At 40.1% G+C, this 20,734-nt stretch carries 23 protein-coding genes; 9 read left to right on the plus strand and 14 right to left on the minus strand.

Annotated elements, in window-relative coordinates:
- Nucleotides 1–162 precede the first annotated feature (162 nt).
- The 3 genes from FTU34_RS11965 (at nt 163) to FTU34_RS11975 (ending at nt 3,480) form a co-directional block, all read left to right on the plus strand.
- The gene (locus FTU34_RS11965) at nt 163–1,173 is read left to right on the plus strand and encodes a triacylglycerol lipase (RefSeq protein WP_180008727.1); all 1,011 of its coding nucleotides are present in this window, start codon (nt 163–165) and stop codon (nt 1,171–1,173) included.
- A 202-nt stretch (nt 1,174–1,375) separates the two neighbouring features.
- Nucleotides 1,376–2,341: a triacylglycerol lipase gene (locus FTU34_RS11970; RefSeq protein ID WP_180008725.1), complete on the plus strand. Its 966-nt coding sequence runs from the start codon at nt 1,376–1,378 to the stop codon at nt 2,339–2,341.
- A 224-nt stretch (nt 2,342–2,565) separates the two neighbouring features.
- The gene (locus tag FTU34_RS11975) at nt 2,566–3,480 is read left to right on the plus strand and encodes a triacylglycerol lipase (RefSeq protein ID WP_180004769.1); all 915 of its coding nucleotides are present in this window, start codon (nt 2,566–2,568) and stop codon (nt 3,478–3,480) included.
- 109 nt (nt 3,481–3,589) lie between these two features.
- Here the strand turns inward: FTU34_RS11975 and rplS are convergent, their stop codons facing one another.
- From rplS to ispH, 12 genes are all read right to left on the minus strand, one after another.
- Nucleotides 3,590–3,961: a 50S ribosomal protein L19 gene (rplS, locus tag FTU34_RS11980; protein WP_078189351.1), complete on the minus strand. Its 372-nt coding sequence runs from the start codon at nt 3,959–3,961 to the stop codon at nt 3,590–3,592.
- A gap of 139 nt (nt 3,962–4,100) precedes the next feature.
- Nucleotides 4,101–4,841 (minus strand): tRNA (guanosine(37)-N1)-methyltransferase TrmD, encoded by a 741-nt coding sequence (gene trmD / locus FTU34_RS11985; protein ID WP_180004770.1) that lies wholly within the window; start codon nt 4,839–4,841, stop codon nt 4,101–4,103.
- 42 nt (nt 4,842–4,883) lie between these two features.
- A complete protein-coding gene (gene rimM / locus FTU34_RS11990) occupies nt 4,884–5,432 on the minus strand; it encodes a ribosome maturation factor RimM (RefSeq protein ID WP_180008723.1) in 549 nt (182 codons plus the stop codon).
- Between the two features lie 28 nt (nt 5,433–5,460).
- A complete protein-coding gene (rpsP, locus tag FTU34_RS11995; RefSeq protein WP_004718284.1) occupies nt 5,461–5,718 on the minus strand; it encodes a 30S ribosomal protein S16 in 258 nt (85 codons plus the stop codon).
- Nucleotides 5,719–5,863: 145 nt separating this feature from the next.
- A complete protein-coding gene (locus FTU34_RS12000; protein ID WP_180008720.1) occupies nt 5,864–6,322 on the minus strand; it encodes a type IV pilin protein in 459 nt (152 codons plus the stop codon).
- Complete coding sequence (locus FTU34_RS12005; protein ID WP_373686501.1) at nt 6,323–6,751, minus strand: type IV pilin protein; 429 nt, start codon at nt 6,749–6,751, stop codon at nt 6,323–6,325. It lies immediately after the preceding gene.
- Nucleotides 6,752–6,810: 59 nt separating this feature from the next.
- Nucleotides 6,811–10,197: a pilus assembly protein PilY gene (locus FTU34_RS12010; RefSeq protein WP_180008717.1), complete on the minus strand. Its 3,387-nt coding sequence runs from the start codon at nt 10,195–10,197 to the stop codon at nt 6,811–6,813.
- Nucleotides 10,198–10,730: 533 nt separating this feature from the next.
- Nucleotides 10,731–11,426, minus strand: a complete 696-nt coding sequence (locus FTU34_RS12015) for a pilus assembly protein PilX (RefSeq protein WP_257224676.1) — start codon at nt 11,424–11,426, stop codon at nt 10,731–10,733.
- Nucleotides 11,427–11,452: 26 nt separating this feature from the next.
- Entirely contained in the window at nt 11,453–12,355 is a 903-nt protein-coding gene (locus FTU34_RS12020; RefSeq protein WP_180008715.1) for a PilW family protein, read from the minus strand.
- Entirely contained in the window at nt 12,355–12,906 is a 552-nt protein-coding gene (gene pilV, locus FTU34_RS12025) for a type IV pilus modification protein PilV (RefSeq protein WP_180008713.1), read from the minus strand. The genes FTU34_RS12020 and pilV overlap by 1 nt, the downstream gene beginning before the upstream one ends.
- Nucleotides 12,903–13,361: a GspH/FimT family pseudopilin gene (locus tag FTU34_RS12030; RefSeq protein WP_180008710.1), complete on the minus strand. Its 459-nt coding sequence runs from the start codon at nt 13,359–13,361 to the stop codon at nt 12,903–12,905. Before FTU34_RS12030 ends, pilV begins: the two co-directional genes overlap by 4 nt.
- A 164-nt stretch (nt 13,362–13,525) precedes the next feature.
- The gene (gene ispH, locus FTU34_RS12035) at nt 13,526–14,476 is read right to left on the minus strand and encodes a 4-hydroxy-3-methylbut-2-enyl diphosphate reductase (protein ID WP_168378169.1); all 951 of its coding nucleotides are present in this window, start codon (nt 14,474–14,476) and stop codon (nt 13,526–13,528) included.
- 133 nt (nt 14,477–14,609) lie between these two features.
- On the opposite strand from ispH, the gene gmk reads away from it, so the two are divergent.
- The 6 genes from gmk (at nt 14,610) to bfr (ending at nt 19,488) form a co-directional block, all read left to right on the plus strand.
- Entirely contained in the window at nt 14,610–15,233 is a 624-nt protein-coding gene (gene gmk, locus FTU34_RS12040; protein WP_078192517.1) for a guanylate kinase, read from the plus strand.
- Nucleotides 15,234–15,309: 76 nt separating this feature from the next.
- On the plus strand, nt 15,310–15,591 hold the full coding sequence (gene rpoZ / locus FTU34_RS12045) for a DNA-directed RNA polymerase subunit omega (protein ID WP_067762989.1): 282 nt from the start codon (nt 15,310–15,312) through the stop codon (nt 15,589–15,591).
- Between the two features lie 218 nt (nt 15,592–15,809).
- A complete protein-coding gene (locus FTU34_RS12050) occupies nt 15,810–17,915 on the plus strand; it encodes a bifunctional (p)ppGpp synthetase/guanosine-3',5'-bis(diphosphate) 3'-pyrophosphohydrolase (RefSeq protein ID WP_180008708.1) in 2,106 nt (701 codons plus the stop codon).
- Between the two features lie 54 nt (nt 17,916–17,969).
- Nucleotides 17,970–18,353 carry a RidA family protein gene (locus tag FTU34_RS12055; protein ID WP_078189365.1) on the plus strand — a complete coding sequence of 128 codons (384 nt, stop codon included), beginning with the start codon at nt 17,970–17,972 and terminating at the stop codon, nt 18,351–18,353.
- Nucleotides 18,354–18,571: 218 nt separating this feature from the next.
- Nucleotides 18,572–18,766, plus strand: coding sequence for a bacterioferritin-associated ferredoxin (locus FTU34_RS12060; protein ID WP_078192519.1), 195 nt, complete (start codon nt 18,572–18,574; stop codon nt 18,764–18,766).
- Between the two features lie 257 nt (nt 18,767–19,023).
- Entirely contained in the window at nt 19,024–19,488 is a 465-nt protein-coding gene (gene bfr / locus FTU34_RS12065) for a bacterioferritin (RefSeq protein ID WP_180008706.1), read from the plus strand.
- A 45-nt stretch (nt 19,489–19,533) separates the two neighbouring features.
- Here bfr and tfpZ read toward each other — a convergent pair whose 3' ends face one another.
- Both tfpZ and FTU34_RS12075 read right to left on the minus strand, forming a co-directional pair.
- Nucleotides 19,534–20,256 carry a TfpX/TfpZ family type IV pilin accessory protein gene (gene tfpZ, locus FTU34_RS12070; RefSeq protein ID WP_180035803.1) on the minus strand — a complete coding sequence of 241 codons (723 nt, stop codon included), beginning with the start codon at nt 20,254–20,256 and terminating at the stop codon, nt 19,534–19,536.
- A gap of 26 nt (nt 20,257–20,282) precedes the next feature.
- A complete protein-coding gene (locus FTU34_RS12075; RefSeq protein ID WP_218948500.1) occupies nt 20,283–20,675 on the minus strand; it encodes a pilin in 393 nt (130 codons plus the stop codon).
- Nucleotides 20,676–20,734 lie beyond the last annotated feature (59 nt).

Consider the following 20,734-nt stretch of genomic DNA (forward strand, 5'->3'; position numbering starts at 1 on the left):
GAATTTCAAACCGAGCATGAAAAAATGACAAGGCATCTTTGTCTATTCAAACTCTCTAAAATCAAAGATATGGCCTAGCCAATCACAAAGATGTTGCTTAAAAACAGAGAGTATTTTCGTTATTAAAAAGTAATAAAAACAACATCAGATCAAGGAACATTTATGCGATCTTTAGTAAACACGGCCAAGATGGCCTCTGTAGCTGCAGTTGCAGGCTTAGCGATGAGTATATCGGCAAGCACTCAAGCTGCGCCTAGCGTCCTCCAGGTGAAGGAAACGGTAAAATCTGACTACGCAAAAACCAAATATCCAATTTTAATGGTGCATGGTTGGCTCGGTTGGTCACGTATCGGTACCGACACCATTGGACTGGATTATTGGTACCAAATCTTGCCCGATATGGCACGAAATGGCTCAACCGTATTCGCAGCGCAATTATCTCCTGCAAATACTACAGCACATCGTGGTGAGCAGTTAATTGCACAAGTTGAAGATGTTTTGGCTATTACAGGGAAACCAAAACTTAACTTAATTGGTCACTCTCATGGTGGTCCAACTGTATTGTATGTTGCTCAAACAAAACCACAGTACATTGCGTCTATTACAGGTGTTGCAGGTACCTATCACGGCTCTAAAGTAGCGGATGATATTCAAGGCAACTCACTTTCTCGCACTGCCTTCAATATTTTAGGTGATTATATTGTCGGCCCACTGATTGCTTTAGGTCAGGCAAAACCTGAGCTTGAAATTGATTTCGATGCTTCTATGAAATCATTATCACAAACAGGTTCTGCTGCATTTAACAGTACAGTTGCAAAATCTGCTATAGCTGACGGTGTTTTGGCATCTTCAGAAAATTGCAGTAAGAACTTGAAGCAAGTCGACAGCAAAGGCATCCAATACTATTCATGGACGGGTGTTGCGCAAACCACAAATCTACTTGATATCGATACGATCCTGATGCAACTCGGACCATTGTCTTACGGCAATAAAGACAATGACGGCATGGTTGCACGTTGTAGTGCTTATATCGGTAAAGTCATTAACGATAGCTACAAACTTAACCATACCGATTTAGCCAATATGATGTTTGGCTTAACAGGGCTATTTGCACAAGATCCTGTGGCGCTGTACCGTCAACATGCAAACCGTTTAAAACTGCAAGGACTTTAATTCTTATCGTTGAAATTTAAATGCAATAAGGGGGCTTCGGCCCTCTTATTTACTTTAATCGATCTGATAAATCATGCTCTTTTATTTTGTTACATTTAGCGTCACAGTTAATCTTTTTCAATTTGCAACAGGTGATCTTTATTGCTTTATTAGAAGTGACAATAAATATTGTCATAAAACAATAATACATTGAGGATCGCTCATGAAATACGGACCATTTTTAGCAGGTTTAATTGCAGCTACATGCATCGGTAATGTATCTGCATCGCAAGCAACCCAAGTCACCGCCAAAGCTAGTTCTAGCTATGCAAAGACCAAATATCCAATCGTATTTAACCATGGTATGGGTGGTTTCATTACCGTTGGTACGGACTCTTTTGGACTCGACTATTGGTATCAAATCCTGCCTGATCTTGCCCGCAATGGTGCAAATGTCTGGGCAACGCGCGTATCGCCGTTTAACTCCACCGAAGTACGTGGCGAACAACTTTTACAACAGGTCCTTGAAATCCGAGCACTCACCGGTGCAGATAAAGTGAATTTGATTGGACATAGTCATGGTGGACCAACAATTCGCTATGTTGCCGGTGTGCGCCCAGATGTCGTGGCTTCATTAACCAGTGTTGCAGGACCTCATCAAGGCTCCCCTGTTGCAGATTTAATTTTAAAAGCTGAAGGCACCGCTGTCGAAGCACCCTTGGTCGGAGCTGTGAATTTTGTCTCTAAAGCCATTGTTTGGGCGCAAGGTCTAGATCCAAAGACTTACCCTCATGATGCATTGGCAGGTGGTTCAAGTTTAACGCTAGCGGGTTCTGCAAAGTACAATACCGCATTCCCTCTGGGCTTGCCTAAATCCAATTGTGCTGATGGTAATAGCGTGGAAAAAGGCATTTATAACTATTCATTTACAGGTGTGGGCCAAATCACCAATATTTTAGATTTAGACTCAGCACTAAAAGTGACCGCATTACTGATCGATGGCGGAAAAGACAATGATGGCCTCGTATCACGCTGTAGTGCCAAGTTTGGTAAAACCATTCGTGATAACTACAACTGGAACCATTTAGATGAAGTCAACCAAGTGCTTGGTCTCAAAGCGTTGTTCGCACCAAATCCTGTCGATGTTTATCGTCAACATGCCAATCGTTTAAAACTTCAAGGTTTATAATTTAGTAAAGCTATACATTAAACCCTGTAAATTCAGGGTTTAATGATATTTTCATTAATCAATGTACAAAATATCTTTCATTCTGTCGATTAGTTCTCACATTTTACTTTCCTTTTTTTATAATCCTTAATGACAATAAAAATTGTCAGATAGGCAATTTTGTCTATTTGCAAACTGAACTGAATCAAAGTTTGAAAACCAAAACAAAAAGAAAGGAATGAAAAATGAAAGGAAAATTGCTCTGCGCCACGCTCCTTGCAAGTATGGCAGTGACCCAAACGCATGCTGCATTGGGTATACAACAAGCGACCACTAAAAAAGTCATCGACAATTATGCTGAAACCAAATACCCCCTAGTGTTTGTACACGGGATGTTTGGTTTTAATCGCTTAGGCGGTGCCGTTTTTGGTCTAGATTATTGGTATCAAGTTCTCCCCGATTTGGCAAGCCATAAGGCAACGGCCTTTGCTACTCAAATCTCCCCGTTGGAGTCCATTGAAGTTCGCGGTGAACAACTGTTAGACCAAGTTGAACAAGTTGTCGCGATTACAGGCAAACCCAAAGTGAATTTAATTGGTCATTCACATGGTGGTCCTACGGCTCGATATATTGCTGGCGTACGACCTGATTTGGTTGCCTCTGTCAGTACAGTTGCAGGAACCAATGACGGTTCACCTGTGGCGGATTTAGTACAGAGTGTGCCGATTTTAAATGGCGTATTAGCGACAGTTATGGATGCCTTAATGACCCCAGTGATTAACTTCGCCCAGCAGTCCAATCTGCCTTCAAATTTTAAAGCTTCGATCTACAGTATGTCTCAACCGGGTGTGAAAGCCTTTAATGCAAAATTTCCACTCGGTATGCCTGCAACCAAATGTGCTGATGGCCCAAGTGTAGCCAATGGCATTAGCTTCTATTCATGGACAGGTATTTCGAACACCACCAACTTACTTGATCCAGATACGATCTTTACCGCAATGGGGCCAATTGCATTTAGCGGACAACCGAACGACGGCTTAGTGAGCCAATGCAGCAGTAAATTAGGTAAAACCGTCCGTGATAATTACAAGTGGAACCATTTCGATGAAGTCAATCAAGTATTAGGCTTGAAAGGCTTATTTGCACCAGACCCTGTTTGAGTCTACCGTCAACATGCCAATCGCTTGAAACTTCAAGGTTTATAATTTTTCTTTCTTGCATAAAAAAATGCGCCTAAAGGCGCATTTTTTTACAGCGTTGTAAAACAAATTATTTTGCTTTACGAGCTGGTAATTTTTCACGAATACGTGCAGCTTTACCAGACAATTCACGTAGGTAGTAAAGTTTAGCACGACGAACGTCACCACGACGTTTCACTTCGATACCAGCAACGATTGGTGAGTGAGTTTGGAATACACGCTCAACACCGAAACCACTAGAAATTTTACGTACTGTGAACGCAGAGTTCAAACCACGGTTTTTCTTAGCAATTACAACACCTTCAAATGCCTGAAGACGTTCACGCTCACCTTCTTTTACTTTTACTTGAACAACTACTGTGTCACCAGGAGCAAAAGCAGGGATGTCTTGTTTCAACTGTGCATTTTCAACAGCTTGTACTAAAGGATGTTTACCGCTCATGGGGTATCTCCGATTATGCGAGTTAGAAGAGGTCTAATCATCGCTGGGGCTAGAGGCTAAAGCGCATAGACCCGATTGACTTTCCCTTTATGCTTGACCGCTTCAATGCACAAAGAGCCTAATATAAGATTTAAAAAATTTAAACCTTGGAATCTTTCAGCCATTTCTTTTGCTGCTTGGTCAATTCAACTTTTTCAACCAACTCAGGTCGGCGCTCTAAAGTGCGTTGATATCGCTGCAAAAACCGCCACTTCTCAATATTGGCATGATGTCCCGATTTTAATACTTCAGGAACATCTAAACCTTCAAAATGGTCTGGCTTGGTATATTGTGGGCAATCTAAAAGACCATCCACAAATGAGTCTTGCACATGTGATTGCTCATCAGACATTGCACCCGGAAGTCTCCGAATCACACTATCCAATAAAACCATCGCAGGGAGTTCACCACCAGATAAAACGTAATCGCCTATTGACCATTCCTGATCAACATATTGTTGGATCAAACGCTCATCAACTCCTTCATAACGACCACACAATACAATCAATCCATCATATTTGACGAAATCTTGTACCGCAGGTTCATTTAAGGTTTTTCCTTGCGGCGACATATACACCACAGGGACATGAACAGCACCCGCTTGCTTGGCAAGCTCTTTGGCACGATGAATTGCTTTCGCTAATGGCTCAGCCATCATCACCATACCTGGACCACCACCAAATGGACGTTCATCCACTCTTTTGTAGTTGCCCTCAGCAAATTCGCGTGGATTGATACAATGAACTTGCACAATGTCACGTTTTGCTGCGCGCCCGCTAATACCGTAGGCTGTAATCGCTTCAAACATTTCAGGAAAAAGCGTAATGACTGCAAAAAACATCGCAGACTCCTCTATTTTCCTGCTGCGTCAATCCTTAAAGGATTAATAATCTACGCCCCAATTTACGTAGATACGACCAGCTTCGAGATCAACACGCTGTACTACATCTTTATGCCATGGAATCATTCGCTCTTCGCTATCGACACTGTCAGCAGTAGCGCGAACTACCATCACGTCGTTAGCACCTGTTTCAAACAATTCGTGGATTTGACCGAGGTTGACTTCTTGTTCATCTTCTCCAAGACCTAACACTGTTAAGCCCTTCAAATCTGACCAGTAATACTCGTCCACGCCTGCTTGAGGCAGTTGCGATTTAGAAATCCAGATATTTGCGCCAACCAAGTTATCTGCCGCGGTACGATCACTCACACCTTTTAGCGAAACAACTAAGCCTTTGCCATGCGGTTTCCAACGTTTTACATCTATTGTTTGCCAACCTGCTTTGGTTTCAATGTACCAAGGCAGATAGTCAAAGATGTTGCTCATCGGTTCTGTATTGGAATAGATCCAGAGCCACCCATTTAATCCATATGCTGAACGTAACTGTCCAATCTGAATACGATCTTCGGGAACATTCTGTGTTGGTGTCATGGGCTACCTACTACTTAATTAGCAAAAATTATGCAGTAGCTGCAGCTTTCTTAGCTTGAGCAGCTAAAGAAGCAACACGTTCAGATGGTTGAGCACCTTGAGCAACCCAGTGTGCAAAACGGTCAGCATCTAAACGAAGTTTTTCTGCTTTACCTTGAGCTGTTGGGTTGAAGAAACCAATACGTTCGATGAAACGACCGTCACGTGCATTACGGCTATCAGTTACAATAACTTGATAGAACGGACGTTTTTTAGCACCACCGCGTGCAAGACGAATAACTACCATGATACAACCTTATAGTTTTTACGGATTATCCCTGCCCCGACCACCGGAACATTTCAAACCCCTTTCATAGAGGGCAATATTTTACGTTATCTTTGCTGCGAAAGAAAGATTAAAATTTGTTTATCCACAGTTTTGAATTTGGATTTTATCTGCCATCCCAGTTGGATGTGCCACTTAGGACACAAGTCGATGCGCCTTTAGTCCAGCATTTTTCCCCGCGGTGATTCAAAATACTAACCCCATCATTTTCCTGAATCGTTCCATCAATGGGGGTGACAGTTAATGTCCATGTATTTGCTGCAACATCTGTTAAAGATACCTCATACAATGGATCGTCACCTTGAGGAATCTCGAGATTGCCGTTTGCATTGAGTGTATAACCTAATGTTTCCAATGTAATCGGGTTGCCGTTTGCCAACAAGAATCTAAAATTTGAAACCTTATAACGCTGAATTTGGTTAGCTAAAGCAATCAGCTCAGCTTGAGCTTCCACACGTTTTGTTTTTCGCACATGCTCTTGATAAGATGGATAGGCGATAGCAGCCAATATACCAATAATTGCAACCACAATCATAAGTTCAATAAGCGTAAATCCTTTATTCATTTACCACTCCTCACTACCATTCGCGCTACTACCACAACTTTCAAAATCAACATTTGCAGTAGTTTTATTCTTACAACGCATCCCTGTACTCGTAAGTAGCATCGTATAATTTTTATCGTCCGAACTCACAGCTTGAATTGACCAATTGCGACCTGCAGCAGCAGCATCTGTTAACTCCAAATCTGGATCATTTCCATCTCTGATCGTCAATGTATATTTAATCGCAGAGCCGGTTGCCCCCACAGGTAATACTGCACTCGTCGTCGCAAACCCTCGATAGCTAAAATTTCGTGCTTTACGCCGATCTAACAAAGTAGCTAGTCGCTGTACCTCTTGCTGTGCCTGACTAGCTACGGCGCGTCGTGCATACTCTTGATAGGAAGGTATAGCGATTGCTGCGAAAATCGCAACAATTACTACAACAACCATTAGTTCTATCAATGTAAATCCAGAGGACTTTATTATTTTTTTCATAGTTCCTCCTTAAATTAACGTCGATCGTACCAACGCTGAGGAATCAGTTTATTCCCAGTATTGTAACGTTTATCTAAAATAGCATTGCCCGTAACCCCTGATGTATCTACGTTTGCAACAATAAGTCGTTGCATCCCACTACCATCACCTGCACCAACAGCACCACCGACGATACCTGCTCCCATACTTAGCCTATAAGAAGTAGATGTTCCACCATTACATTGCCCATACGGCATACAGAATAAAGTCATGAAGCTTTCACCCTTTACACCAGCTCCACAATCTCCAGACATTCCATTTCGACTTCCATCAAAAGTGGTTACAAACATGTCATTATTGATAACCAATGGTGTAGACATCACCTTCTCACTCTGTACTAAAGTGGACTTAAATAAGTAGTACCAACCCTGAGTTAAGTCATAAGGCGCTCTATAAGAGGTAATAGCAAATCTATTGGTATTATCAAGTGCAACGAGTTGATTAATAAGAGTGTTTCCAACATTACTACTCTCATTCAACAACGTTACACCTAATGTATTTAATTTATTAGGAGCTGTCCCTGTTGCTGTAACAACATATGCATTCGAACTCGTCAAATTAAATAAATCACTTCTGGCTACGTCTTTATCATATAAGTTAAAAACACCATCGTGTTTATAATTGGTACTTGTACTATATTCCGCGAGAGGTTGACTTCGGTTTCCACTACCAATTGATACAACCCCAAAAATTGTTCCACCTTCTGAATATGTGGAGAAACTAGGCATTTCGTAGAAACGTGGACTATATATGCCATTGTTTAAATTAAGAACTCTTGTAGGCTGTTTGGCAAATAATGCTGTGTTGGTACCAGCTTTATTATTTAAATCGATACGCCAAACTTGACCACCTAAGTCACCAAAGTATAAGTGATCAGTTAATCCATCAGAGTCTCGATCTACAGCTTTAATCTGACTCACCACACTATATTTCATGTCCACATCATAAGAACTGGCTGTACCAGTCGTTGGAGCATAAGTCGGGCCAGGGTTTGCTGTTGTTGGTGATGTATGCACTGTTGCATTCGCACTCGCCCACCACAATAAACTACCATCAAGCGCATCAAACATATACACACCAGAACCAATCTTATTGGTTTGAGCATAGTCATTATATTCATAACCACGGTAATATTTGATTTTTGCTTGTTTCGCTGCACGCTCTGCCGCTGTCGTCTCTGGCATACTAGTAATGGATGTTGGTAACCCTTCAGCATCATAACCTCCACCTACTAGCATGACGAGTTTTTTGGTTCCTTTCCAATTAATCCAAGTCAATGTAGGCTTAGACCAACTTTGCCCCATACACGCAAGTGGATTCGCACTCGAACACTGACTTAATGCAGGCGGGGTTATAGTAAATTTAAGTGTTGGATTATTGATATCAGCTAAGTCCAACGCATAATAATTACGTCCTCCCATACGTAAACCACCATAAACAATCTGTTTACCTGATCGACTATTTAAACCCGCCCCAACAGTTAACATATCATCTGCCGCATTGACATATTCAGTATAAGAGGTCCAAGGACCATCAACCCCATAATACAACTTATCCATTCCACCAATCGTGGTATCAAAGTTTAACAATGCATCCTTTTGGTTTTCCACCATACTATTCGGTAAAAATGCGAATTTTTCTTCTCCAGTATCTGCATCAACTATATGCAAAACACCTTGCGTGGTTCCAAATAAAATATAGTCATCTCGCTCTTCAGAACCTATGACACCATTTTCATATGTCACTTTCCCTTGATTTGTAAGAAGCAATGGTGAAGAATGCATTACAGCACCTACCTGACGCAACTCCTCCGCTTGAGCAATCGACGTATTTGTAATGGTTTCAGGTTGTTTGGCATTTACACGATAACCAAGCAATGACAATAGATATCCTCTAGCTGGATCAGTACTATTGACCAAAGTTAAATCCAACGCTCTTAATGTAGTTGCGTCCAAATATTCATTATTTGTTGCTGTTGCAGGTCTATCGGTTAATATTTTGCGCTGTATTGCACCATTCGTATTTGAACGTAGTTTTAACCGTGATTTGACACCACCAACCAATCTATTTTTATTGCTACCAAGAATGGATTCATCATCCTGATTTACACCCGTAACTGCATCGGCAGACCATAAATCGTAGTTATCACCAATTTTACCTTGGCTATTAACAAAAATATCATCGTTTTTATCGACCAACGTACCTGTACTAGTAACTTTATACTTTTTCAGGTTACCCGCCCATAATTGATAGCTCTTATCAGGGGTTGGTTGGAACTGCGGATAATATGCATAATTTTGCAATGCAGCAGGATTTAATTGATCATTTGGGATCGTTGATGTTCCGGTTGTTACAGCTGGAATTTCTGTTGACAAGTTATTAATAAAGTCGTTTACGCTATCAATAACGTCTTGAGAACTTGTACCCGCATACCAACCACCTTGACCCCGAATACCCCAACGTGCTGCACGTTTTTCGTCATTATCATCATTCACCGTGCCTAGTAATGCGATATTTTCTTCTTCAGATAAATTTTTATTATAAGATGGGATGGAGTTATAAGCTGAACCGAACCCGACAACAGCTGTTTTGAGTTTTAAATCACGTGGGCTAGCATTGGTTGTTTGATTCAAGATACGCGTACTAAATTTTTCTACACAATCCCACCCACCACTTGAATCAGAACAGGTAAAAGCACTACTGCCAGCTAACGCAGTTTGCATTAAACTCTGTGCCGAATTATTCCCATTTGGAACACCATCGGTTAGTACATAAATACCTTGACCACTACACTGTTTGGTATCTGCATCTGGCTCTAACTGTGCAGACAAGGAGGTTGGCATTTTATATTTTGAACGATCGCTGAGCAAAACACCACTGCCTGCTGCATATTGTCCAGACGCACTGTTATATGCCCCATAATAACATGTAGCACTATAATTACTATTACCAGACCGATATGTACAACTATGACCGCCAAAAGCTCCAACTGGAGTATTATAATAGTAGCCATCACTTTGGCAGTTGTTCGTTGTACTTGAAGCTAAACAACCATACCAAGTATTATTAATCTTAGCAAACTTATAACTCCCTCCAGCAGTCGAAGTTCCTAACATATAAGCAACCGCTTCTGCATAGGCATTCGCTGTTGGTGTACCACCATCTGCCTCAAGGTTTGCTACTTCTGTCATTAGGCTTTTACGATGCGTTTCAGAAGCTAAGGTTGTTTCAGTATCTAAACCTAACCTTTGAACAGGAATACGAACTTGTCCACGAGTACCATCGCCATTAATTGAATAAGTGGTTAAGCCAAAAAACTTGTCTTTTCCAATCGCATTCGGACCATATAACAATTGATACATGGCATCCTTGACCAGCGTCAAACGATTCCAAAAAATAGCATTACCTGAATTAGAATAATAATAACGGTTTCCCGATATATCTTGGGGACTATATCCCGATGGCTCAGATGTTCTTATAGTCTCAGCAGTACAATCTGAAATATTAACAGAACCTTGAGTTCCACAAGATAAATAACGCCAATTACCTGAGATATTCACTCGCTTAAAAAAGTACGTTCTACTCTGCCTCTCACACCCCCATCGCGTATATGAGATTCCATTTTGATTGAAGTTTTCCGACCTCCAGTTAGAACAACTAGTATATTGAATATTATTTGCATCGTAATAATCCATACTCCCCGATATATCAAGTACAAACATCAAAGAGATATTTCCTGAGCGTGCTTCTTGATAAATCTCAATATCACTCGCATATGAAGCAGTTGCACTAAACACAAATCCTGTCATAAGAGCTGATAAGCTCATAGCCAATGCTTTCTTTAAAGGATGAGCTATAAGTTGTTCTATATTTCTAATTTTCATTTCATTCACCCTTAAAGAAATGCCTGACCTAACGTATATTCAGTGACATGTGTTGTAAAAGGCACATTTAAATCCGATAGACAATTTGCTACACCATTCGTCGAACTATTACTAATATGACTATCTAAACAGTCATCAATATCATCAGTATCTACTGAAGTAAGTGCAGGCATCAGTGAGGTCGTATTTACGACTACTCTTTCTGTTTTTTCGATTTTCGATAGCTCTTCATCTGTACCACGGATTGAATCTTGGAATGGCATAGATGATGTCGAATTTGTAAAGCTCACTGATACTTGGGTTATAACAGCTCTGCGCTCACTGGTAAAAAAGTTTGCTGTATTCGCCCCTGTTCGACAAAAACCATTTACTCCAAGGTCACTATTAACAATAGTGTCACTATTGTTCAGATAAATCATACTAGCTTGCGATAGTGTAAAAAATTGAGCTCGAGAACCCCTAAAACAAAAAACTAACTCTTTACCTTTGTTCTCTGCACCCTTAATAAAACCAAACATGCCATCACGTGCTAAACTCCGCACTAGGTTATTTGTGTCTTCGATATTGAATGTGGCCGCATCCGAATTTTGCATCATCAGTTGCTGAGCTTGGCTATTCGTTGCAATATTCAATGAGACCATACTTTGACGAATTGCCAGAGTTCCTATAATAGTTATCGCCAATAAGATAAATAAAACAACGATCAAGGTTGAACCCTTTTGGTGATGTCTTATCATTCTCTTTCCCCCAATGCATTGCGAAGAGCAACTTCTTGAGTAACCACCTGACGAATAAATCCATTCGGGTTACCATTCTCTCCAATTTCAACATTTTGATCTAAAACTGTAAAAGCATTGTTTTGCTGAGTTGCAGCTTCTTGACCAGTTGATTGAGATGAGCGAGCCAATACACCCAATACAACACCGAGAATACGAGGCTTTTCACCAGCTGATTCCATATACTCATGAATACTGATATAACGGTGCGCACCGCTTGAATTACTGACATTTAGCAACACTCTAAAATAGTCAACTCGCTTCATGATAATTTCCCCAGCATCGCCATAATCAGCCAAGTTAGTATCACTATAGCTTCCAGCATCACATGCTAATGACAAAGGATTACCTTCCCCTGAACCAGCATTAGCATCTTCTCGCAAAAAATAGCGCTGAATAATCATACGATCCAATGTATTAATTCTTCGCCCTTCGCAATCAAAACTGCCCGTTTGAACAGGCTTATACTGTATAACCAACTGATCACTGTTTTGTTCAACATTCGATGCTCCAGTCCATTGGTTATTATTACCAACATCATCACCATTGCTACGACTTATTAACGCTTCACTTATATCTGAATGTGCAAGAGGTAAATTGGAAGGACTAACAACTACACCACCACCAAGCAATGCATCATTTAAACTCGCCTGAGCCGTATTCAAATTTGCCAACCGGACATCCTGTGTTATGTAATTCAAGCCAAAATTGGCATTATCTTGCAAATCAGCCATACCCTGCTGAACTTGATTACTTTTTAAGCCAGTTAAAAAAAGCATCGTTGCTGATGCAATTACAATGAGGCCAAGCACCAATGCAACCATTAGTTCAATAAGCGTAAATCCTTGCTCAGTTCTCATCAGTACGCCTCCATAACCACACAAGTTGACTCATCTCTATAAGCACCGTTTGTTGTACAGTTATTTACGCCATCCGCATTAGTAGCACTGGTATCACCCCAGGCAACATAAATACAGGTTCTTCCATTTGATACGCCAGGGCAAACCATCATATTAATAGTCATACCGACTCGCCTAGCCGCCAATACAGATATAGCTGAATCAAATTCCGCTTTTTTTTGAGATGTACAATAATTTTTAAAGCAATCGTTTATTATTGCCTCTTTAGCTGGGCTTGTTGGAGTCTCTTCCACAGCTGGCACATCGTCAATTTCGTCATACCCAGCGCTAAGACTCGTTTGGTAAACCGTAATGTTCTCTCGATTAACACGAATTTTTTCAGCTAAATCTCGTGCCAGATTAATTGCTTGCACACGGTTAGCGCCCTCACTCGATGCCTCAATTGCTCGATATTGCAAAGCTACAAAACCAAGCACACCAACTGCAAGAATCAGCAAAGCAACCAAAACTTCAACTAACCCAACACCTGCTTGCTTTTTTATAGTTTTCATGAACAATCCCCTTCAACGATCTGCTGGATCGCCCCCATTTTAGATATTGTGACCATTCTGGAATATTTAGGATCAGAAGATGTGTCACAAATTTCAAAACTCGTATTTGTGGCAATGATTTGATTTGCTGCTGGATCTTTCACTAAGCCTGTCGGCATAAAAACAATTTCCGTCGCTTGACCACTTTTTAGAGTAGACTTACCCACTGGCATCCAATTTAATGTATCGTCAGTATTTTCATCCGCAGATAACAATTCAACTGTAATTTCTCTTCGCTCTAAAGCAGCTTTTGCCCTTGCCTGATTTAAAGTAGCAACCAATTCTTTTGTACTTTTATTTAAATTTTGACGCTGTAACATATCTCCAAACGAAGGCGCAGCCAGCATGGCAATAATCGCCATCACAGCAATCGTCACCATCAACTCAATTAACGTAAATCCTTTATTTTTCTGCATACTCCCCCCAAGGCGCGCCAAACTTTACCCTATTAAAAATAATATCTAATTAAATTACAAAACAAACACAAATCAGGATAAAAGGCATAAAAAAACAGATAATTGCCAAAAAGCAATTATCTGTCAATTCTTAAAAAAATTCAGAATGTTAAGTCATTAACACTTTATGCTTGAGTTACAGGAATACGTAACTCTTTTGGCAAACTAAATGTAATATTTTCTTCGCGGCCATCAAGCTCTTGCGGTGCTTTTGCTCCCCAATCTTGTAGGCGCTGAATTACTTGTTTAATTAATATTTCAGGTGCAGATGCCCCTGCAGTTACACCAATTTTAGTGTGTTCATCAAACCACTCTTGTTGCAACTGATCTGCATTGTCTACCAAATACGCATGCTTACCCATCCGTTCAGCCAATTCACGTAATCGGTTCGAGTTCGAAGAGTTCGGTGAACCCACAACCAGTACAACATCACATTGCTCAGCCAGATCACGTACGGCATCTTGGCGGTTTTGAGTAGCATAACAAATATCATCTTTACGCGGCCCCTGAATTTCAGGAAACTTCTGACGTAAGGCATCAATGACTTTTGCTGTGTCATCTATAGAAAGCGTTGTCTGAGTTACAAACGCTACTTTTTCAGGATGCACCACTTTTAGATCAGCAACATCTTGTTCATCTTCAACCAAATAAATCGAACCACCATTTTTGGTGTCATATTGGCCCATTGTCCCTTCAACCTCAGGGTGACCTTCATGACCAATCAAAATGGCTTCCACACCTTCACGTGCGTACTTGGTCACTTCTATATGCACCTTGGTCACCAAAGGGCAGGTCGCATCAAAAACTTTTAGCCCACGGCGTTCAGCTTCTTGTTGTACCGCTTTAGATACACCATGCGCACTGAAGATCACAATATTGTCATCAGGTACTTCATCCAGTTCATCCACAAATATCGCACCGCGTTGACGCAAGTCGTCCACCACAAATTTATTATGTACTACCTCATGACGCACATATATTGGGGGGTTAAAGCATTCCAGTGCACGGTTCACAATCGCGATGGCGCGATCAACACCTGCACAGAAACCGCGTGGATTAGCTAAAACAATTTCCATAGAATCCTCAATGCCCACTCAATTTTACGGGTATCACTTGAAATAAATGTAAACAATAGACGTCTGACTATTTTGTTTGGCGCGCGTCTACTCTAAAATAGAGAAGATATTTTATCATATCAGGAAAAATATCATGTCGGGTCTCTTGTTTGTCGTTTCTGCTGCTTCGGGAACGGGCAAAACATCCCTCGTTAAAGCCCTGCTTGAACGTGTAAACAATTTACATGTCTCTGTTTCTCATACCACTCGTGGTCAGCGTCCTGGCGAATTAGACGGCGTACATTACCATTTTGCAAAAAAAGAAGATTTTCTATCTTTAGTAAATGAAGGTGGCTTCATTGAATATGCAGAAGTTTTTGGTAATTATTACGGTACTGCACAGCGCACAGTAAAAGAACAATTGGCCAAAGGTCATGACGTTTTACTTGAAATTGACTGGCAAGGTGCTGAACAGGTTCGTAAACTTTTTCCTGAATCTAGACAAATTTTTATTCTCCCTCCGAGTCAGTTCGATTTACGTCAACGTTTATCCAATCGTGGTACAGACTCTGTTGAAGTCATTGAACATCGTCTTAGCTGTGCCGTAGAAGATATGCAGCAATACGTTAATTTTGACTATATCATTATTAATGATGACTTTAATAAAGCACTGCATGACTTAGAGTCCGTGATTATTGCCAATCGTCTTGTTTTAAAACAACAAGCTATGCGCCATGAAAAACTGATTGAGAAATTAATCACCCCTACGGAACAGTGATTAAAACTTGAGTCTATAGACAAAGCACCTTATACTGCACAGTCTGTTAAAATTTTATATTCAAACGAGAATTCTTATGGCACGCGTAACCGTTGAAGATTGTTTAGACCATGTAGACAACCGCTTTGAGCTTGTACTAGTGGCAAGCAAACGCGCGCGTCAATTGGCACGTCAAGGTATCGAACCTACTGTTGAGTGGGACAATGACAAACCAACCGTTGTTGCTCTTCGTGAAATCGCAGCGGGTCACGTTTCTAAAGACATTTTGAAACAACGTGAACAAGACTACCAAACTTCAAGTTTAGACCTTGCACTTTCTGCAAATAACCTAAACTTAGACGGTTTTTCTTTCCAATAAGATAAACCTGACCTTAAAAGCCTAGTTTTTAACTAGGCTTTTTTTATGGATTCTCTTTAATATTTTACTCAGAACAGTTATAACATAAGCTTAAGAAGTGCAAAGCAAGCGAAAAAGATTTTCATTTTTTTAAACTAAAAAATTGACAAGTCATGCAATATGCATTTCATTAAAGTATTAACCGTTTCATTTGTAAATCAGTAGTAAAAGGGTGTTCTATGCCAGGCCCAATGGTCAGCCAAGCCAAGCAACAGTTAAATGTGATAATCGACGCTTACCTTTCAGTAAGTGATGTCGAACGCGTGCTTGAAGCTTGCGACTATGCGGATATTGCCCATGATGGCATTACACGTAAAAGTGGCGAACCCTACATCCTTCACCCAATTGCGGTGAGCTGTATTTTGGCGCATATGCGTCTTGATGCGGAAACTTTAATGGCCGCTTTACTACATGATGTCATCGAAGATACTGAATTTACCAAACAAGATATTACTGAAAAATTTGGCCTGACCGTTGCTGAACTCGTCGACGGCGTCACAAAACTCAGCCACTCTAGTGATAAAGAATATAATAAGGCAGCATCTTTCCGTAAAATTCTGCAAGCCACACTACAAGACCCACGTGTCATTATTATTAAACTAGCAGATCGCTATCATAATATGACCACACTAGGTGCTTTACGCCCTGACAAACGTGCTCGTATTGCCCAAGAAACCTTTGAAATTTTTGTACCTATGGCACGTCTTGTCGGTATGAATGAAATGGCCGACAACCTTGAACATTTGTGTTATCAAAATTTAGATTTAGATATGTATAACAATGTTCAAGAAGCTTTATTACAAACCAAACCGAAACGCTGCGAATACCAAACCAAGTGGGAAAACAACCTCACTACCCTACTTGAACAGCACCATATTTCAGGTCGAATTAAAAAGAAAAATAATAATATTGAATTACTTCGTCACTTTGTAAAAAACGATATCGATCTGCAAGAGCTCACCCATAGTCATGCCTTTGAAATTATTTTACAAAGTATCGCAGACTGTGACCGACTTGCAGACATCCTCAAAGAAAGCTTTAAAGTTTTAAATTACGCCGATCATATCCGTCGCCCACTCCCTGGTGGAAACCAGTCACTGATGATGCGCTTAAAAGGTGAAAAAACTATTTTGTCTCTGACCATCCAAACAGAGCTGATGCGTAAAGCAGCGCGCTTTGGTGTGGTCCTCGGTGAAAATGCACCGCAAGCTTGTCGTTCAGCGATCCAAGCCTCCATGCAAAATTTAAACGTGTTAGTCGATGGCGCATGTGCAAAGACCACATTTAGTGAATTACTGGATTATCTACATCAAGAAAAAATTTGGGTTTATACCCCACACGGTCATTTGCATGAACTCCCTCAGGGTGCAACAGCTGTTGATTTTGCTTATTCAGCAAGCTTATTTTTGGGCAACCATGCTGTTGGTGCGAAAATTAATGGGGAAACCAAGCCCCTTTCAACACCATTACTAAGTGGTCAAGTGGTTGAAATTATCACCGATGTTCTTGCAACACCGAATCCTGACTGGCTCAGCTTTATTAATACCCAAAAAGCCCGTCGTGCATTACAAAATATCCTTCGTGACCAAGACCAAGACGAACAACGTTTAGTTGGTCAGCAAGCTTTAAATCGCGCATTAAAACTCTTTAACCGTTCTGTGAGTGATTTGACATTAGCCGATTGGGAAAATGTACTGAATTGGCGTCATTTAAATGATAAAGAACAATTATTTGAACAGATTGCCGTGGGTGACTTACTACCTCAATTGGTTGCCAATCATTTATATGCTCAAGACACCATTCAGACTTCAAACTCTGCACGCTTGATCTTGGGCACTGACGGTGTCGATGTTAAATATGCGCACTGCTGCAACCCAGTTTTAGGCGATCCAATTCAAGGTCATTTATCACGTCGTGGTTTAATTGTGCACCGTTCACGTTGTCATAATTTATTACATGAACAGCATTTACATCCTGAAAATATCATGCCTTTACACTGGACCACAGAAGACAGTGAAGACATTAGTTTTACAGCCTATTTATGCCTAAACATGCTGTTAAATGATGAGCAAATTTCAGAACTGATCTATCTATGCCGTAAAGAAAAAGTCGGTGTAGAGACTGTCCGCTCACATGAAGAAAAAACCTATGTGAATATTGTTGTACATAACCGTAAACAAATTGCCGAAATTATCCGTAATTTAAGAATGCATTTTGGCTTCCCACGCATCAGTCGTTTGGCACAACCTGTTGCCATTGCTGAGCCTGCGAAAGTTGCCAGCTAACCTGACACCGCTTATTTATATATGTTGTGTCTGTGATGATAATAGGAGAAATAGATGTCCCGCCAGGTAATCCATACTGAAAATGCACCCGCTGCAATTGGTACTTACTCACAAGCCATTTTAGTGGGCGACACTTTGTATTTATCAGGTCAAATTGGCTTAGATCCATATAGCATGGAGCTGGTAGAAGGCATTGAAGCTCAAATTCGCCGTGTATTCGACAACTTAAAAGCGGTATGTGAAGCTGCAGGTGGTACGCTAGCAGATATCGCTAAGCTGAATATTTTCCTCACTGACCTTTCTAACTTCCAATTGGTCAACCAAATTATGGGCGAATACTTTGCTCAACCCTACCCTGCACGCGCAGCACTCGGTGTTGCTAGCCTTCCAAAAGGTGCACTAGTTGAAATGGATGGCGTGGTGATTATTAATCAATAATTTAGTAAACTCTGATTAAGCCTTTCGCGAAATATCTCATACTAAAAGATCAAAAGCCTTTCATGGAAATCTGAGCATTACTCAGATTTCCGCTTAAATGACATTTTTTTATTCAAAAACTCAATCAGCATTATAGTATTTTTAAATGATTTTTATTGACAAACGATAATAGTTATCAATAATATTACTTATCCCATTTATTCACTTGGTTTTATTTCATGTACGTTTGTTTGTGCCGTGGTATTACTGATCAAGACATTAAAGATGCAATTGCCAATGGTGCAGAAAGCTATCGTGAAGTTCGCGATATGCTCGATTTAGGCACCTGTTGTGGTCGCTGTGCTCCTGAAGCACGCATGATCATCAGTGATGAAGTTGCACAAATTGCAGCCCGTATCGCAATTGCTGCTTAAACCAAGTTTTTAAGTTTCATCAACAATCATAATTATAAAACCAATGGTTTTAGACCATTCCTCCTCCCCCGCTTCTGACTCTAAGCGGGTTTTTATTTATTAAAGTCCTGAGAATTAGCGCCTTGTTTTGATTGTGATTTTCATTTGCTGTTCTATAAAATACTCGCTAAATTGCACTTTGTTGTTTAAGATATTTCTATTCTAATATCGAATTTATATTGCTTAATTCGAGCTTTATTGCAGTTAAGGAGTCAGACATGAAAGGCAATCGTGATGTAATTAATCAGTTAAATCAGGTGCTTTATCATCATTTAACTGCAATTAACCAATATTTTCTTCATTCACGTATGTTTAACGATTGGGGCATTGAGCAACTCGGTTCTGCAGAGTATAAAGAATCAATTCGTCAAATGAAGCATGCTGATAAAATAATTGAACGTATTTTATTTTTAGAAGGTTTACCCAATTTACAACACCTAGGTAAACTCTATATTGGACAACATACCGTTGAAGTCTTAAATTGTGATGTACGTAAAGTCAAAGAGAACATCGAAGCTATTCAAGCCGCGGTTAAGCTAGCAGAGGAACAGTTAGATTATGTCACTCGAGATTTGGTTCAAGAAGTTTTAGAAAAAGAAGAAGAATGGTTGGATTGGGCCACTACTCAGTTAGATTTGATTGAAACTGTGAGTATTGAGAATTATATTCAGAGTCAGATTTAAGATTAATTGATTAATATAAAAAACCTGCTTAAGCAGGTTTTTTTATTAAGCTAATTTCCAAGGTCTTAAGTCTACCACTTTAACCACAGCACCATTTTCATCGATTAATACAACCATATCTAGACCACTCATCACACGAAGCGGCAACCAGCCTACAGCAGTAGGATAATCTTTAAGTACAGAATCTATTTCAATTTGAATATTATATTTTACAAGTTCGCCCAGAGAACGTTTTTCATTTAGCAGCTGCATTTCAACTGTATCGATCGCTATATAGCGTTCTGGTCGATATGCCGCCATAACCCCTGTTCGCATCTCTTCAGAGAAATAATGATTTTTTTGCTCCGCAGTTTTCCCCATTTCTACTGCCACAACATTAGGATTAAACCAAGATATTTCCGGCGTTTTATCACCAGCTACAATATCATTGTAACGCACCAATTCAAATTGATTATTTTGAAATGCTAATGCTACAGGCCGTCCTTGATAAATATAAAAAAGGCCGTAGATCAACGCTGCCAACTGCAAAACAATAATCACTGTTAAATCTATTTTTAGTGATTTTTTGCCTTCTTTGTATACGAAAAAACCTAATATTGGTCCTATAATCATATCTATGAGCAGTAATATCAACAAGATATGATAAACACCTAATGCCTCTGCCAGCGGTGCTGGATACCAGCCTAAAAGCACCAAACTCAAAATCAGCAAACCAATCGCAACTGAAATCACCAAATGAGTTAAAAAAAATTTATTCCGTTTCGACATTTTCTCATCAACAATTGTGTATTCTTTTAAATACAATCTCTAGGTTTAAATTTGTCAGAAATACCTGATGATGTACTGCAACTCCATACACCATCAGCACTTCTGTTTAGAAATACTGATTGACCTAGTAAAGAAGTAGGCCCCTTTTTAAGCTGACACTCCAAAGCAGGCACAGCGTTTAATTGCACAGGTGAATATACCTGATATGTGCAATATTCAGAAGTTGCCGAAAAAAACATATTGCTAACACTATAAACAGCACTTCCAGAAGATGAAGCTGCATTTACAATAAGTTCATATTGGGGCCTTGCCCCATTCAGTTCTGCCACAGCTGAAACAATTTGAGAACGAATAACATGCGTTTGATACTGCATTACAGCAATTGCAGCCAACACCCCAATAATTGCTACAGTTATCATCAGCTCTATCAATGTAAAACCTTTTCTATATTTCACATTTACTCTCCTTTAGCACAACT

It is taken from the genome of Acinetobacter sp. YH12094 (genome assembly GCF_013419295.1).
Classification (GTDB): Bacteria; Pseudomonadota; Gammaproteobacteria; order Pseudomonadales; family Moraxellaceae; genus Acinetobacter; species Acinetobacter amyesii.